Annotated in this window: 18 protein-coding genes and 1 tRNA gene; 11 read left to right on the top strand and 8 right to left on the bottom strand. The window is 39.5% G+C overall.

The features are described 5' to 3' along the window. Positions 1-8 precede the first annotated feature (8 nt). From E2H97_RS13395 to E2H97_RS13360, 8 genes are all read left to right on the top strand, one after another. On the top strand, positions 9-1,124 hold the full coding sequence (locus E2H97_RS13395) for a protein-glutamate methylesterase/protein-glutamine glutaminase (protein WP_133407598.1): 1,116 nt from the start codon (positions 9-11) through the stop codon (positions 1,122-1,124). Between the two features lie 2 nt (positions 1,125-1,126). Beyond that, entirely contained in the window at positions 1,127-1,501 is a 375-nt protein-coding gene (locus E2H97_RS13390) for a hypothetical protein (RefSeq protein WP_133407597.1), read from the top strand. Then, the gene (locus tag E2H97_RS13385; protein WP_133407596.1) at positions 1,498-2,277 is read left to right on the top strand and encodes a ParA family protein; all 780 of its coding nucleotides are present in this window, start codon (positions 1,498-1,500) and stop codon (positions 2,275-2,277) included. Before E2H97_RS13390 ends, E2H97_RS13385 begins: the two co-directional genes overlap by 4 nt. After that, positions 2,274-3,029 carry a chemotaxis protein CheW gene (locus E2H97_RS13380; protein WP_133407595.1) on the top strand — a complete coding sequence of 252 codons (756 nt, stop codon included), beginning with the start codon at positions 2,274-2,276 and terminating at the stop codon, positions 3,027-3,029. The genes E2H97_RS13385 and E2H97_RS13380 overlap by 4 nt, the downstream gene beginning before the upstream one ends. 46 nt (positions 3,030-3,075) lie before the next feature. Further along, a complete protein-coding gene (locus E2H97_RS13375; RefSeq protein ID WP_133407594.1) occupies positions 3,076-3,567 on the top strand; it encodes a chemotaxis protein CheW in 492 nt (163 codons plus the stop codon). 16 nt (positions 3,568-3,583) lie between these two features. Then, positions 3,584-3,988, top strand: a complete 405-nt coding sequence (locus E2H97_RS13370; RefSeq protein ID WP_133407593.1) for a DUF2802 domain-containing protein — start codon at positions 3,584-3,586, stop codon at positions 3,986-3,988. Between the two features lie 154 nt (positions 3,989-4,142). After that, positions 4,143-4,940 (top strand): MlaA family lipoprotein, encoded by a 798-nt coding sequence (locus E2H97_RS13365; protein ID WP_133407592.1) that lies wholly within the window; start codon positions 4,143-4,145, stop codon positions 4,938-4,940. Between the two features lie 325 nt (positions 4,941-5,265). After that, entirely contained in the window at positions 5,266-6,369 is a 1,104-nt protein-coding gene (locus E2H97_RS13360) for a response regulator (protein WP_133407591.1), read from the top strand. 39 nt (positions 6,370-6,408) lie between these two features. Here the strand turns inward: E2H97_RS13360 and E2H97_RS13355 are convergent, their stop codons facing one another. From E2H97_RS13355 to E2H97_RS13335, 5 genes are all read right to left on the bottom strand, one after another. Beyond that, positions 6,409-6,870, bottom strand: coding sequence for a CreA family protein (locus tag E2H97_RS13355; RefSeq protein WP_133407590.1), 462 nt, complete (start codon positions 6,868-6,870; stop codon positions 6,409-6,411). 56 nt (positions 6,871-6,926) lie between these two features. Next, entirely contained in the window at positions 6,927-8,081 is a 1,155-nt protein-coding gene (locus E2H97_RS13350; RefSeq protein WP_170308307.1) for a protein-tyrosine phosphatase family protein, read from the bottom strand. 172 nt (positions 8,082-8,253) lie between these two features. Then, positions 8,254-8,330 (bottom strand) — tRNA-Arg (locus E2H97_RS13345). Between the two features lie 91 nt (positions 8,331-8,421). Then, the gene (locus E2H97_RS13340) at positions 8,422-9,309 is read right to left on the bottom strand and encodes a hypothetical protein (protein WP_133407588.1); all 888 of its coding nucleotides are present in this window, start codon (positions 9,307-9,309) and stop codon (positions 8,422-8,424) included. 360 nt (positions 9,310-9,669) lie between these two features. Beyond that, positions 9,670-10,824, bottom strand: coding sequence for a flagellar assembly protein T N-terminal domain-containing protein (locus E2H97_RS13335; RefSeq protein WP_133407587.1), 1,155 nt, complete (start codon positions 10,822-10,824; stop codon positions 9,670-9,672). Between the two features lie 183 nt (positions 10,825-11,007). On the opposite strand from E2H97_RS13335, the gene E2H97_RS13330 reads away from it, so the two are divergent. Together E2H97_RS13330 and E2H97_RS13325 are read left to right on the top strand one after the other, a co-directional pair. After that, the gene (locus tag E2H97_RS13330) at positions 11,008-11,634 is read left to right on the top strand and encodes a FlgO family outer membrane protein (protein ID WP_133407586.1); all 627 of its coding nucleotides are present in this window, start codon (positions 11,008-11,010) and stop codon (positions 11,632-11,634) included. Then, complete coding sequence (locus E2H97_RS13325) at positions 11,631-12,077, top strand: LPP20 family lipoprotein (RefSeq protein ID WP_133407585.1); 447 nt, start codon at positions 11,631-11,633, stop codon at positions 12,075-12,077. The genes E2H97_RS13330 and E2H97_RS13325 overlap by 4 nt, the downstream gene beginning before the upstream one ends. A gap of 32 nt (positions 12,078-12,109) precedes the next feature. On the opposite strand, the gene E2H97_RS13320 is transcribed toward E2H97_RS13325, so the two are convergent. The 3 genes from E2H97_RS13320 to flgA form a co-directional block, all read right to left on the bottom strand. After that, positions 12,110-12,535 (bottom strand): flagella synthesis protein FlgN, encoded by a 426-nt coding sequence (locus tag E2H97_RS13320; RefSeq protein WP_133407584.1) that lies wholly within the window; start codon positions 12,533-12,535, stop codon positions 12,110-12,112. Between the two features lie 8 nt (positions 12,536-12,543). After that, positions 12,544-12,891 (bottom strand): flagellar biosynthesis anti-sigma factor FlgM, encoded by a 348-nt coding sequence (gene flgM, locus E2H97_RS13315; RefSeq protein WP_133407583.1) that lies wholly within the window; start codon positions 12,889-12,891, stop codon positions 12,544-12,546. Positions 12,892-12,990: 99 nt separating this feature from the next. Further along, on the bottom strand, positions 12,991-13,695 hold the full coding sequence (flgA, locus tag E2H97_RS13310) for a flagellar basal body P-ring formation chaperone FlgA (protein WP_170308306.1): 705 nt from the start codon (positions 13,693-13,695) through the stop codon (positions 12,991-12,993). A 171-nt stretch (positions 13,696-13,866) separates the two neighbouring features. Here flgA and E2H97_RS13305 point away from each other — a divergent pair, with 171 nt between their 5' ends. Continuing rightward, the gene (locus tag E2H97_RS13305; RefSeq protein WP_133407581.1) at positions 13,867-14,787 is read left to right on the top strand and encodes a chemotaxis protein CheV; all 921 of its coding nucleotides are present in this window, start codon (positions 13,867-13,869) and stop codon (positions 14,785-14,787) included. The last annotated feature ends 33 nt before the right edge of the window (positions 14,788-14,820 follow it).

The raw sequence follows: 14,820 nt of genomic DNA, 5'->3' as shown, positions 1-14,820 counted from the left end.
GAGGTTCAATGGCTATAAAAGTTCTAGTCGTCGATGACTCAAGTTTTTTTAGACGACGAGTGAGTGAAATCTTATCTCAAGATCCTAATCTTGAGGTGGTCGCAGATGCGCGAAATGGAGCTGATGCCCTAAAGAAAGCCGAAGAATTTAAGCCAAATGTGATCACCATGGATATCGAAATGCCGATCATGGATGGGATCACTGCGGTAAAAGAGATCATGGCGAGTAATCCAACGCCAGTTCTCATGTTTTCGTCATTAACCCATGATGGTGCTCAAGCAACATTAGATGCTCTAGATGCAGGCGCGTTAGATTTCTTACCTAAAAAGTTTGAAGATATTGCCACCAATCGTGATCAAGCGATTCGATTATTACAGCAAAAAGTAAAGGCATTAGGCCAACGTAGACTATTTAGACGTATCCCAAGAACCAGTGCGACTCCTATTGAAGCTAAAAGGCCACAAAGAGAAGCTCGGTTAGCGTCTAAGCGTCCAAATGTTGCTGAAACACCAAGTGTGGCAAAAACAGCATTTAAGGCGAGTGGCAAACAATACAAAGCGTTAGTTATAGGTACATCTACAGGTGGGCCTGTGGCACTTCAGCGCATTTTGACTCAGTTGCCAGCAAATTATCCTCACCCAATATTACTGATCCAGCATATGCCTGCCGCTTTTACACCAGCGTTTGCTTCAAGGTTAAATGGATTATGCAAAATCCAAGTTAAAGAGGCTGAAAATGGCGATGTAATGAAACCGGGTTGTGCTTACCTTGCACCTGGTGGGTTACAAATGTTGATTGAAAAGTCAGGTAGCTATGGACGAATCAAAGTGGTTGAGGGCAAGGCTGAGATGAATTACAAGCCAAGTGTCGATATCACTTTTGCATCAGCTTCTAAAGTATTTGCTGATAAAGCGCTTGCGATTGTACTAACAGGAATGGGCGCAGATGGTCGCGAAGGTGCAAGGCTGCTGAAAGCCGCTGGTTCAACCATTTGGGCGCAAGATGAGGCAAGCTCAGTCGTCTATGGTATGCCTCAAGCAGTGACACAAGCAGGACTATCAAGTAAATCCTTTTCTCTAGAAAACATAGCTAGCGCTATCATCAAAGAGACAATGGAGCGCTAATCATGTCGACACCAAAGCTGTATCTGAAATTGATTATTTTTCTTTTATTTATTGCTTTGGTGTCTATTGCTACATTTGCCTTCGAACAACACCAACAAATTAAAAAACTTGAAAGTGATGTCGAACAGCTGACGGCTTCCCAAGTTGTTTTTGTGGTCAGTAATGAGAATGCGAAAGACTTGAGTCAGTGGTTACAAAAAAAGCCTGAAATGATAAAGGAATGGCTCGCTAAAAGTAATCAAACCCCAAAGCAACCCGCTAGCCCATCTAAAAAAAAGACAAAAGCCGTAGAGCCTTTAAGTCAAAATTCGAACATCAAGCAGTATCAATTGCCTAATGGTGGCACCTTGATCACAACGAGAGAGCTGCAAAGGTGAAAGTCTGGACTGTAGCGAATCAAAAAGGTGGAGTTGGAAAAACCACTACAGTAATAAGCCTAGCTGGTGCTTTGGTCAAACAGGGTAAGCGAGTATTAGTGATTGATACCGACCCTCATGCGTCTTTAGGCTATTATCTTGGCATCGATTCAGAGCAAGTCCCTGCTTCTTTATATCATTTGTTTATTGATCATAAGTCATTAACTGAGTCTAAAATTCAAGCTCATATCATTCCTACTTCGGTTGAGCATTTAGATTTACTACCAGCCTCAATGGCACTCGCGACAATAGATAGGCAATTAGGGCATGAAGACGGAATGGGGTTGGTTCTTCGAAATATTATTGATGCCATCTCAAGCCACTATGATTATGCGATCATTGATTGTCCTCCTGTATTAGGGGTCTTAATGGTCAATGCGTTAGCCGCATGTGAGCGGGTGTTAATCCCCGTCCAAACTGAGTTTCTGGCACTAAAAGGGTTAAATCGCATGATCAAAACCCTTGAGCTTATGGGGCGTACTCAGCAGCAACAACATAACTTTACCGTTATTCCTACTATGTTCGATAAACGTACTAAAGCTTCACCTTTGGCGCTCAGAGAATTACAACAAAGCTATCCAGAACACTTATGGAGTGGGCTTATTCCTATTGATACAAAATTTAGAGATGCCAGTTTAGCGCATACTCCCGTTTCTCATTGCGCTCCTAATAGCCGAGGAACAGCGGCGTACAGAAAATTACTGCAATTTATCGACAAAGAGCTGAGCGTTTCATGACCGAACATTCAGATATTGCAGTATCAGATTTTTTCTCTCGGCTGCTAACAGAGCCCAAATCATCTGCGCCTAATCAAGCATCCAAACTACAGATTAAAGATTCAGAACCTGAGTTAGACGTTGAAAAAGTTCAGCTGCAGCACTTGCTTTCGAAAATATCGCCTGATGAAATCGAGGTTGAATCAAACATAAAGGTTGAAAAGCCTGAAATACCGACAGCATCGACTCAAGAGATTTCAGGTAGTCAGCAAATAGCAAAAGAAACTGACATTTCAGCCGATAAAGAAAATGAAAGCCCATTATTGCAACAAAGATTGGATGATGAGTTCCAAGCGTTATTTTTTAAAGTAGCGGGGTTAACTCTAGCTGTACCTTTGGTGGATCTAGGTGGAATTATCCATGAGGTCAAAGTTAATCATTTACCGGGGCAACCTGCTTGGATAAAAGGAGTGATGACCAATCGCAAGCAGAAAATCAATGTGGTTGATACTGCGGCTTGGGTCATGCCTGAAAAATACGATGAGAACTTGCAAAAGCAAGTGGAATATCAATACGTCGTGTTATTACAAAACAGCAAATGGGGCTTAGCCTGCGAGCAGCTTTTAGATGCCGAGTCTATCAATAAAGCACAAATTAATTGGCGCAAAAACACCGCTAAGCGCCCGTGGTTAGCTGGCTTGGTAAAAAAACAAATGTGCGGAATTTTAGATGTCGGTGCTTTGGTTGAGCAGCTTGACTCTAAAAATGCATAACACAATAGAAACGCGAAACAGCGTCAAAATAGTGATAGAGGATATTATGACAGATTCAAATAACCTAGCAGTATCAGCCAGCAATGATGATTCTGTTCTGCAATGGGTGACTTTTCGCTTAGATAACGAAACCTATGGCATCAATGTAATGCAAGTACAGGAAGTCTTGCGTTATAGCGAAATCGCTCCCGTACCTGGTGCGCCTCATTATGTACTGGGTATTATTAACTTACGTGGTAATGTCGTTACTGTTATTGATACTCGAGCTCGTTTTGGTTTAGCCTCAGCTGATATTGATGATTCTAGCCGTATTGTGATCATCGAAGCAGAAAAGCAGGTGATTGGTATCTTGGTTGATAGCGTTGCTGAAGTTGTGTACTTGAAAAGCACTGAAATCGATAATGCACCTAATGTTGGCACGGAAGAAAGCGCAAAATTCATCCAAGGGGTGAGCAACCGTGATGGTGAGTTGTTGATATTAGTTGATCTTGATAAGCTTCTCTCTGATGATGAATGGGATGAAATTGCTCAGTTATAAGAAGAGATAAGGGTTCATGGAAAACGAATTACTGATAGCGGCACTGTTTTACGGTACGGCTTGTTTGGCTTTAGTTCTGTACTTATTAAAACAGTTGGGCAAGCAGCGCAAGAAACTCGATGCCTTAGCCACCTTAGTAAAAGACAGTCAAAAACAGCGTGATACCTTAAAAAAGGAACTGGACGAACTCAGAAAAGGCACTATTGGTGTTGGTAGACGCGTTATCGATTTAGAAAAGAAATTAAAGCAAAATGAAGCCAGAATCGATGAAGCTGCTCAAGAAGAGCCGCAATCACGCTTATATACTCGAGCGATGAAAATGGTGGCCTTAGGCGCCGATGTTCAAGAAATTGTTCAAGAATGTGAACTGCCAAGAGCTGAGGCTGAGCTGCTCATTCGTCTCCATGGTAAGTCTGCATAATCCTATCAGCCTGAAGTTTATTTCAGGCTGGTTCCATTAACTGCAACAGAAAGTCTTACTTTACAAAAGCAAGAATTGGTTACTATCCTAGTTAGTCATAGGTTCGAGTGTTATAATCTCGCGTTTTAATCAATGCTAGGGAACCAATAAGACCATGTGTCAACGCATTATCTTTGTTTGTTTATTAATTCTCACACTGGGTACAGGATGTACATCAAAAGCTGCACTTGATAACAATCAGACAGCTCAAACCGATAATGCTCCTGCATCTAAATCTGACCAACCTCAATATAATGACGAAAGAGATCCGTTTGAAGGTTTTAACCGCGCAATGTGGAACTTCAACTATAACTATCTCGATAAATATTTCTTAAAGCCAGTGGCTCATGGTTACAACGATTATGTACCTTCACCGATAAAAACGGGCGTAGTCAATTTTGTTGATAACCTTGATGAACCTTCATCTCTTGTTAATAACACCCTTCAAGGAAAGTGGAAGAATGCAGCCACTTCGGGCGGTCGTTTTGTCATTAACAGTACTATAGGCCTACTAGGACTCGTTGATGTTGCTGATATGATGGGGCTTTCTGAAAAATCAGAAAGCTTTAGTGAGGTTGTTGGTTACTATGGCGTCCCTAATGGCCCATATTTCATGCTGCCAGCCTATGGACCTAAAGTGACTCGTGAACTGGCGACAGACTGGATTGATGATTTGTATTTTCCATTGGCCGAACTCTCAACTGGTCAGAACATCATTCGATTGGCTTTAAAAGGGCTAAATGCAAGGGTTGCTGCTATTCCACAAGAGCGCCTACTTGATAACTCTCTTGACCCTTATAGTTTTGTAAAAAATGCTTATTTACAAAATGTTGAATTCAAACTGCACGACGGTAAGGTACCTCAAAAGCAAGAAAATGATGATATCGATGATTATCTTGATGAATTAGATTAGAGGCCATATACGGTCTCTAATTAAAAGTAAAACAGGTCGGAGCAAAGAATAATTTGCTCCGAAAATTCGCAAAACCTCAGATCTGGTGTTATAACTCTATTGCGTGTCACAAAAATGGTTTAGAGAAAGCCGTATCCCTCTGATGTCAAATCTTGTGAGTTATGTAAAGTTTCGTTTTATATCACTCAATTTTGTTTCATTCACAATTTCAATATGACTTTATATGTTAGGTTTTTATACACCTTACAGATAAGTATTATTCATATAACTTTAGCCTTTGATAGGCGTAAAATGGATTTTAATCCGACAATGGAATGGTGTGGGTATGGCGTTACCAAATATTTCTGTGCTGCTGTTTGAAGTAGACTCGATAGAATCTGAATCAATAACAGAGTATCTAACCGAACAAGGATGTGTGTGTTTCTCGGCAATGACCATTGAGTCTGCAGCCCAGGTGCTTAAAACCGAGCCCGTAGACTTGGTGATTGCAGATCTCAGTTTACCAAGTTCTTGTGGGTTAGACTTAATCGCTGAAATTCCGCTTATTTCACCTCGAACTCACTCAATTGTGATATCTGGCAATAATGTTCTCTCAGATGTATTAGAAGCAATTCGCCTTGGAGCCAGTGATTACCTTTGTAAACCCATTGACGATATGTTGGTATTGGAGAGCGCCATTCAACAAACATTGGTAGGGTATGTTGAAACTGATGCTCCAATGGCTCTATTGGATGAACTTTCTTATCAAGAGTTTGATGATCATATCGCTTCAATTGAGCAAAACTCACATGCCGTGGATCATATCCAGCAGCAATTATTTCCATCAGCCGAAGTAAATTTTCCCAATGCTCAAGTCAGTTACAGTATCTTTAAACATGCAGAAATCAGTAACTATTTGATAGACAGTACCTTGGTCGGGGAAAAGTATCTCATGGTTTACATGGCTCATTTTCAACCTGAAAACAAAGCCACCGCTTTTGCCAGTGTAACGTTACGGAGCCTAGTGAACCAAAAACTACAAGCATTTAGAGTCGGTAAAAGTCAGTCGGTTATCGAGCCTTTTAATATGCTCAGTTATTTAAATGACCGTATTGTGAAATCAGGCTTGGATGTCCTCATTGATATGATCTATGTGATTGTTGATTTAAACAATTATCGAACTGCGATTGCTCAAGCAGGTCATGGGTTAAGAAGTTACATTAGAAATTCTGAAGGATTAATGCCAATAGCGATTTCCGATTCTATGCAAATTGGCGTGCAAAATTGGGTGAGAACAGGCACTCAGTATCGTACTTTGAATCGTGGTGAAAATTTCTGTATTTCAACCAGCAAACCAGAGCATAAACCTTTACTACTAAGTAATAAGTTTACTGGGTTAGTAAAAAATGAAGCTGTTCCCACAGGTGGTTATGTCGAAGTCAGAATTTAATATCTGATTTTCTAAAATCACTTACCCTAAAGTTGAGCATTAAGGTTGCGTTACGTAAGCCTTAGTTCCCCATAGCGGTACCGAAGACAAACTGTGCTTAAAGCTGCCAGAAGTTTCTTTAGTTGAATACGATAAATAAAGTAAAGTTTGGTGTTCAGCATCGTATATACGTCTTACTTTCATTGTTTTAAAAAAGATGCTTTTAGACTTTTTAAAGACAATTTCTCCAGATTTACTCTTATCAATTTTTGCAATCATCTCAGGCGTAATTTCTCCTGTTTGCCTACAGGCTATAGAGCTATCACTCGGATCAGATAGACTTAAGTTAGCCTCAACAGAAGCAATGTGACAGGTTACCCCCGTTACATCAGGATCGACCAAGGTATTAATTTTGATGTCTTTTAAAGTAAACAGACCAAGTGAGACATCTCCCACTTCTTTTTGTCCGAAACAGCCGGTTAATAAGGAAGTTAACCCAATAATTGTGATGACTTTTTTCATTGAAAGTTGTGCCTGAAATGAGTTTACTGCATAGTGACAAATAATTATCGAAATAGCTATACATCAGTAACCCCCATGTTTTGCCATTGTGATAATAATTGCATTATCTGTTTGAGCATGAGCGGTGTACCTACAAGATTTGGTGATTTTTGTATTCTTAAACTAACAATGGACTCATCGACGATTGTATTCAGGCTGGTGTCATGAGGAATAGGCTGGCTTCTGTAGCAAAACAGATTTAATGCGTTTAAAACAACGCCACTTTTACCCGTCCCCGAGTTACAGTGAATGATAGCTCCCTGTTTTGGAGAAACCATTTGGTATATTTCACAAACTAGAGCATCAAGAGATATCAAATCGTAAAGTACGCTGCTATGCCAATCATCTACATCAAGACGGTTTACTTGTTTTGACTTACCTGTTTTCATGTCAAATAGAAGGTAGTTACTCAAAAATTTATTCCCACCAGTTTTAACTACAGTGATGGAACCAAATTGTCTACTAGCTACATAAGTGGGACAGTAGTCCTTATTTGCTAAGGATGAATATGACAGATCTACAATTAGACCTATATCTTGCTGGAAAGCCATTAACCAAAATAATTCGACTTGTTTATCATCGGTATCATCGCAAATTGGCGTGTTCGTACTAATAAATTTTGTTTTTGGGATAGTGTGGATTGAAATATAATTAGCCGCTATTAATCCTTTTACTTTTTCTACACTGTGTGTGCCACTTACAGGAATACTGATAGGTACTAGACTAGTGTCTGAGATTAAAGTGTCTGAAAAGTAGCCATATTCAGGCTGGCATAGCATATTGTTAATCGGCCATTTTTTAAGTGTTTTCTTAGATAATGAATCAAAATGTGGCTCGTGATCCGTCAGAGTGTAATGCCTTGGGCTACAAATCGAAAGCTCTGCGCTGGTGGTAAAATATCCGCTATGATTTCGCCACATAAGCATCCCCTTTGGGATTGAATAGTATTCTCTGGATACGCTAGTTCTTCTTAAGGCATTTAGCTTTTCGACTCTTTGCAAAAACTCAGAATCTTGCTCTCTCAACTGCGTTTCATGAAATTTTTTTAGGGCAGGCTCAGATTGACTTTTGTGGAAAGAATAATTGTAACCAGTAAAAAATAAAGGTTCTTTAAGTGGTACTGAAAACAGGTCATTTTCGCGTCTATTGCGGACAGCATTAGAAGTAGGCATTGAAGGAGGCCGCTCAAAACAAGCTGCAAAGTAATAAGTCGATATCGTTGTATGTGCCATATATAAATGAGTTTAAAACTACATTTGTAGCATAGGTGTTCTGAATAAACCTTGAGTAAGAGTGAGTTACTAAAAATGAAAAAATGATTTTACGGAATTAGAGTGGAGAAAATGGTGTCCCGAGCAGGATTCGAACCTGCGGCTTTCGGCTTAGGAGGCCGACACTCTATCCACCTGAGTTACCGAGACGTATAGTAAATATAACCCTAAAAAGAAGTTTGAGGTAAATTATCTTTTGAATTGATACTCATAGCAATAACTCTGGTTTGTCGAACCCGTACTAGCGTTGCGTTTTCACATTTAAAGCCGTATTGATTGCTAGAGCATAATCTTTCGGAAGTGATGAGTTCTCAAAATTATCATACAGCCACATAAAACCACCTTTGGTAACGCTAGGGCATTTTAGTTTCGACTTGCTTATGGTTCCGTATACGTTTCTGACACTTGAAGTATTCGAAGATAAGCCTAATGAGACGGGTAAACCAAAATTCCACTCGCAAGGTGAGTTGCCTGAGCCGCCAGAATATCCCTGCAAATAGATACGATCTAGAGCATTTGGATATTTAGCATTAACTTTTTTTATTAGTTGATTCCAATAATCAGGATCAGAATAAGGCACTATGGTTGATTTAAAGCCAATATAGGCCAACATGCGATGAAACTTAACGGATGACTGTAAATCCAGTTCTGATTCATCATCATTATTAAGGGCATCAACATCAGGGAAGGCTTTTTTTAGAGCCATAAAATTGCGATATAAAATGTTTTTTTTAATATCGCAATCTTGACTCTTTTTGCATTTCAATAACACTTTAATATTGTGATAAGTCGGTGAACCTGCTGCACTTAAACCAAATTCAATGCGCTTAATATGGCTGTTGCCTTTTTTTAAAGAGGCGACATCTCTTCTAAAGTTCGGATAGTCGTTATCTCCAATATAGTTACCGTTCTCAATAATCGGAAACTCTTCATTGATGTTTAAGCTACCATCTTTATGGATATGAATCGTCCAAATGATTAACGTATCAAATCCCGATTTTTTTAGTTCATTAATACTTGTTTCACGTTCTTTATACACGGGACCGCCAGCAAAAACCGCTGAGCTAGCAAAGCATACGTGTAGAAAAGATAGAGTAATAAGTAAAATCGTTAAGCTGAGTTTTTTCATCTAGTCTGCTTTTTATGTAAAACCTAGGGCCTGTTGATCTTTCGTGCTTATTTTTGCAGCGGTAAATTGGTTATCTTATGCAAGGCGGAGTTTGTGCAGTGTGGTTGCTCCACATAAACAAACGATAACGTAGCAGAAGTGACCAATTTACGCTGTCTTCGATGCTTTTGAGCACTTCCTGTTCTGTGTTGTGACCAGCTTACTTAGATTACTAAGCTTCACTGCTCACGCCTTGAACAGGTAAACGCTCAAATAGCACAAAATTTAAGCCTGAAAGATCAACAGGCCCTTACATAACTTAAATGATTTTTATCAATAATGCAGGTTAATAAAAGCAGTTATACAACTAATCTTCAGGTTCTAAGGTTTAATAACAACATCCCCAACTTGAATATTTTCGATTTCAGTTGCTTTACTCCACTCAACCACTGCAGTTTGTTCAGTAATTTGGGTGACTGTCAGCTCTGTATGGCTAGGTTGAGCTATTGTCTTAATGGATTGAAAGCGGGTGTGTAGGTCTTTTCTGAGTACCAATTTTAGCTTGTCACCAACTTGGATATTGTTTCGTCTACCAAGGTTAATAAGCAACTGCTTTTCATGCTTAACGATAAACGTACCCATCAATGGACGTTCTTTTAGCTGAGTATCTATTTCAAGTGCGATACTATTTAGTAAACGCTTGATGGCTTGACCATATTTTGAATGCCACAATTCTGTGGATGATGCAGATAGAATTTTGTTACGCTCAAATTCCCAAACTTCATTGATAAAGTACGTTTTTTGCCATATTTTTTCACCACTAATGGCATGGAATAAGTTTAGGTTGATTTGGAACTGACGGCTTGGGTAGTGTTCAACAAAATCCCAAAAGCTTTTAGGAGCAGGTACCACTTCTGCATTTAGAATATTACCGATGAGTACATACTGGCTATTGCTCATATCACCAATCCAGTTTGGCAGCTTTTGAGTATTATCTTCAAAAAAAGATTGCGATAAATTCAGGTTTTGGTCAGCTCTTAACTCAGGAAAAGACAATTTGGACTTCTGGGCTAAACTGTCAGATAGCTCTTCAGTGAGTGATTGCTGAAATCCTGATAATTGGCCGTAGCGAAGGTGTGCTGGGTTTGTTAAGTTCAATTGAGGTAAGAAGATACTAACCTTACCTGCGGTTTGAAAATGAGATTGGTGAGAGCTTATCTTCACATTGACGACAATAATGTCTTTTTGGATGCGCTCACTGATCAATTCTACTTGTTCACCGTCTAAGCGGTTGTTAAGAATTGTGTGTGATTGGTGGAATTGACTGTTAGTACTCTCACGGCTGCTATTGATGGTAATGCCATTTTCTAAATTTGCTGTTAGTAAAGCCGCTTCAATAGCCTGTTGACGGGCACTATTGATATCACCATCAATGATCTGTGCTTGACCTTGAAAATAAAAATCAGCGGGTTGAGTTACAGGCAGGAAGCCAAAAACTAAAAACAAAAAAACAAACGCACGATGCAACATTACCATGAAAAAAGCCAACCTTTTGACAGCATAAATTCTTCAGATTGAAGTAATACAAAATCCATACCCAGTTTTAAAATTTATGGTTGGTATTTATTTTGCTTGTTAATTTCTAATTAATAAAAAATGACGCAAAAAGTACTTATAAGCGGCAATATTTGTCGCAAATGGAGTCGGTGGGAGAAGCCCGTGAAACGAATATCAGCAGTCATTGGATGCGCGATGCTTTCAGCGTGTAGTCACTATCAAGTATCCATAACTCAAAATTCTCACGAACAAGAGATCAATCAGAAGATGATGATGCCAGCTAGCTGGGCCGCACAGGTTGTTTGGTCTATGAAAAAGCATCACGCGGAGTTTCCAAAAGACTTGCCTTTGGTGGTAACAACACCAGTAGCGGCGGAAGACTTCAATCAAAGTGCCAGTTTTACAAATCAGCTCCAGCAAGAGCTGATGACGGCTTTTAGCCGTGCAGGCTACATAGTGGCAGAGCCAAATGTCGCAGACAGATTAATGATAAAAGCTAACGGTGAGTTTGTTTTGAGTAGAGACTGGCAAGAATTGTCTGGTGATCTCGACATTGGCTTGCTCGTGGTGACGACCTACAGTCTTGGCTTAGCAAATGTGAAATTAAACACTCGTGTAATTAACGTTCAAAACAATCAAGTTGTTGCGGCGGAATCCAGTGTTATCCCTGTTTCATCGCTTGGCCAGTTTTTATCGCCAGCAGAAAAGGTCATAGAAAAAGATGGCATCTTGTATCGCAATGAATCAGCAGGAATGGCACAATTAAAGGATAAAAAGGGAAGACCATGAAAAAGTTAGCAATGGTATTGGCGTTTTTTTTGGTTGGATGCGCCAATTCAGATAGATATGTGCAGTGGGAAGCAGAAAAGCCAGAGCATTTTCCAAAACTCACGGCAATAGGTTACGCACCTTTGGCGGAGCAGCCGGGCAAAACTCAATCTAAACGGGTGCTATTGGCGATGCAAGCTTCTAAGCTTGCTGCATACCGAGAGCTAGCCGAGCAAGTTTATGGACAACAAATTACTGCGAAAACGACGGTAAAAGATTGGACGACTCAAAGCGAGAGTATTAAAACTTCGGTTACAGGGCTAATTCGAGGTGCAAAGGTAATTAAAACTTATGCAGCGGGGGATTTTTACGTTACTGAGTTAGAACTTGATTATCAAAAGGTGTGGGAACTATATCAGCATCGAAATAAGACTCAGAGAGTAAAGCGGGTGACATATTTTTAATTGTCCCAAGTGCATAAGAGTATTGAGTAGTTCTATGCCTCAATACTCTTATTCATCGAGGACATTGTTGAAGTATGTCCTTTGTCATCATAGGTAAGTGACGATGAGTTTTTACTGGCTTGTAAGGCTTGAGAAAGTCGATTAAAGCTTGCGATATTTTTCTCGATTAACTCAGAATTATGCTGGTTTAGGCTTTTGCATTCGCTAAGCAGTTGCTTTCCTTGCTCTGATTTTTGAAGCAATTCTTCAGAAGATTTTATGATTTCTACTGTATCAGGCTGGCCAAGAGTGTCATTATTTTGCTGGAGTTGATTTAGACACTCATTTTTTTGCTTGGCAATTTCAAGCAAGCGATCACCGCCTTGTGACGAAAGCGCCTCACTCTCATCAATGATAAGTTGCTTTAGGTGAGTCAGTAACCCAAGTTGCTGCTCAAGAATTGCTGCGATCTGAACCATTGTCTTACTTATTCAATGTCGTTGTTTTGGTCTTTATACAAGGCATTGAGCTCAGATTCAAAACTAGCGATGTTTTTTGCTAAGCTATCGGCATCAATTTTATAGCGACCTTCAGAAATCGCTTGTTTGATCCCAGACACTTTATTGTGGTCAACATCCGACATTAGCGACAAACGAGTTTGCATTTTTTGAAGCTGTTGTGCTTGAGACGTTAATTCAACAGAATCACCTTTCACTGGGTGAGGAGCATCATTAGCCGCATGTGTTTGAGGTGCATTTTCTGATTTAACAGCTACTTTGCGTACGTGAACGCGATTGTTAAGGCTATGATTTAGCTTGTTAGTATCTATAGGCATAGTATTTTCCAGCAAAATAGAGATCAGATCGTCTCATTATCGGCCATTAGAATTTAAACTTTAGGAAAAAATGCAGTTTTTTCTTCTTTAATCGTCATTTTACATTTTGACTTCAACTTCGCCAACCCCAATGACGTTTACTTCAATGATTTTGTTTGATTTACTGTTTCTTACACGAATTTTATCATTGGGATTGCCGTCATTAAGTGCCATACCAACCGTTTTGATTTGAAGGTTTGCACTTTTGGCAAAAATGGATACGATATCGCCTTTACAAACGTAACAAACGTTTTGTTGATAAATCACATTGCCTTTTCCTATACGACGTTTTAGCCGTGTCCCCACCAGCGCATTGAGTTGGTCAAACATGGCGCCTCTTAATCGTCTTTCATCAATTGATTTCATAATGACATCATCTGCTGTAATGACTTGGCCAGTAGATAAAATACGATTGGCTACTGCAACACGATAATAAATACTGACTTTTACAGACACAAATGATTGCCACAGGGCTTGATTAGCTTGCTTACAGCTAAGTTTTACAGTGGTTAATGCCTTCACTCGGTTGTTGCTGATCTTGGCTTGCATAGGAGCAACACAAGAGGGGAGCTTGAATCTATTATCTAGCCCTTGTGCTTTGATGGTTAATTCTGCATCAGAAGGGACTTGAATTTTAGAGCGAACCGTTTCAACGGCTAATGATTCAATAGATCCTAAGTCAGGAGTATATGGCTGAGCTGAAACACTAAATGGAAGCAGGAGAGCAAAAAATATAGAGAAATCAAGAGCAATAGAAAAGCGCAAAATGAGTCATCCGATATATATGATTTTTTTACATCTTTAGTCAAAAAATTGACAAAAGATAGGTAAATTTAAAATTATGTAAAATATTAAGCAATGGCTATGCCCGAGCGTTAAAATTGCTGTTAGTATACCCGCCATTATGGCGCTTTTTAAGTTTATGAAGGCAAGATTATGGCTGGGGTTTTAGAATCCGTAAATAAGCGGACACAATTGGTTGGTCAAAACCGCCTTGAATTATTATTATTCAGATTTGATGGTAATCAAAGGTATGGGATCAACGTTTTCAAAGTAAAAGAAGTGCTTCAGTGTCCACCATTAACTGTCTTGCCTAAGTTAAACCCTCATGTGCGTGGGGTTGCTCATATTCGTGGTCAAACGATTTCTGTTATTGATTTAAGTGCGGCTACAGGTGGTCGACCAGTTTCAGATCTCAGTAAAAGCTTTGTCATTATCTCTGAGTACAATAGAAGTACACAGGGTTTTTTAGTGAACTCGGTAGAGCGCATTATTAATTTGAACTGGGGTGATATTATGCCGCCGCCAAAAGGGGCGGGTAAAAGCTCGTATTTGACGGCAGTGGCAGAACTTGAGAATGAATTAATTGAGATTTTGGATGTAGAAAAAATCCTCGATGAAATATCCCCTGTTAAAACGAGTTTGAGTAATGAAGTTGAAACACAATTAGGTAAAGAGAGTAATGAAGACTTTCAAATACTGGTTGTGGATGATTCATCTGTGGCACGCAAACAAGTTGTTCGTGCGTTGAGTGCCTTAAACTTGAATATTCAGACCGCCAATAATGGCCAGCAAGCTTTAGATTTTTTAAAGGGCTTAGCTCAAGATTGCACTAATGTTTCGGCACGGTTGCCATTGATCATTTCAGATATTGAAATGCCGGAAATGGATGGGTATACGCTAACGGCTGAAATTAGGGATGATCCTAAGCTAAGCAACATAAAAGTCGTGCTTCATACTTCACTTAGTGGCGTATTTAATCAGGCAATGGTCGAAAAAGTCGGGGCTGATGACTTTATCGCTAAGTTTAATCCTGATGATTTAGCGTCTACTGTAAACAATCATTTAAACCTTTAGGTGATTATTTTTTACAATAAATTGGAACAACTT

The organism is Parashewanella tropica, assembly GCF_004358445.1.
Taxonomy (GTDB): domain Bacteria; phylum Pseudomonadota; class Gammaproteobacteria; order Enterobacterales; family Shewanellaceae; genus Parashewanella; species Parashewanella tropica.
This window is presented reverse-complemented; position numbering and strand designations above follow the sequence as displayed.